Annotated in this window: 1 protein-coding gene; it reads left to right on the top strand. The window is 69.6% G+C overall.

The window, feature by feature from the left end:
* The first annotated feature begins 698 nt into the window (after positions 1 to 698).
* On the top strand, positions 699 to 821 hold the full coding sequence (locus ACFU5F_RS42500; protein ID WP_383899061.1) for a hypothetical protein: 123 nt from the start codon (positions 699 to 701) through the stop codon (positions 819 to 821).
* Positions 822 to 1,086 lie beyond the last annotated feature (265 nt).

The following is a 1,086-nucleotide window of genomic DNA, read 5'->3' as shown; positions in this document are numbered from 1 at the left end:
GAACCAGGAGGCTTCAAGTGAGCGCGACCACTTAGGCCAGCCCGGCCTCACGCAGTGCGAGATGCCAGTCGTCGCTGACGGAGTAGGTGCAGTCGTTCGGCGACCACCGCCCGGCAGGAAAAGCCCGCCTCCTTCCCGCGGGCCGCGAGGGCAGCGGCCAGCCGCGGTTTCGTGCGGAAATCCGGATCGATCGGCCGTGGGCGAAGTGATGGGCCGGGACATAGGGAGTCGTGTGCAGCGGGTAGTACACGCGGCCGTCGGTCCACACCGTGGTCACCGTGACGATGCCGTTGTCGGTCTTGCCGTACCGGCCCAGCCACCGCCGGCCCACATTCGCGGTCGCCGTGCCGTCCTTGCGGTCCCTCCGCCCCTGCCTGGCAGGTGATCGTCTTGTTCCGCTCTCGCGGCGCCAGCAGCCCGGTCAGATACTCACGAAACCCTCGCCGCTGGGCAAGGCTGAAGAAGAGGTCGTCGAACTGGGCCGCGTAGTCCTCCAGCGGGCCCCGGCGCAGGGGACACGGACGGTCGAGCCGTCATCTTCAGCCCCAGTACGGCAGTTGGCCCCTATCACCGGCCTACGACCAACCCGACCCGTCGTCAACCCACACCACCGCCGGATGTAACGAACTACCGGTAACTGCGGGTGCGGACGCCGGCGATCCCCCGCGGTGCTGGTCGGTGGCATGGTGCCGGTCGGCGTGGCAGGCAGTAACCGCCCGGTCCGGGGCGTCGCCGTCAACAACCCCGGCACACGCCTGATCGCCGCCGACGACGGTGTGCGCCGCCACCCGAGCAGGTGCGGCCCACAGCGAGGGCCGTGAACGGCCCACCCGAGGCCCTCGCACCCCGCTCGTTCTCGACACTCCTCGCACCGTAGACGACCGCCGCAGGTACACGTCGACCGGACCGGCGTCAGTGAGTGCCACCGACCCCGCCGCGAGCGCGGGTCGGGCACCGAGCCGAACCAGAGGCTCAGGTGAGCGACCTGGTCGGGGCCCGTAATGATCACCAAGCCCGCGCCCTCACCGCTACCTGTCCCTCACGCCAAGGACCCGTACGACCACGGGACTTGAAGCCTCCTGGTTT

The sequence above is a fragment of the Streptomyces sp. NPDC057438 genome (assembly GCF_042802995.1).
GTDB lineage: Bacteria > Actinomycetota > Actinomycetes > Streptomycetales > Streptomycetaceae > Streptomyces.
The sequence above is the reverse complement of the archived record's forward strand: the minus strand, read 5'-3'. Positions and strand labels throughout refer to the sequence as shown.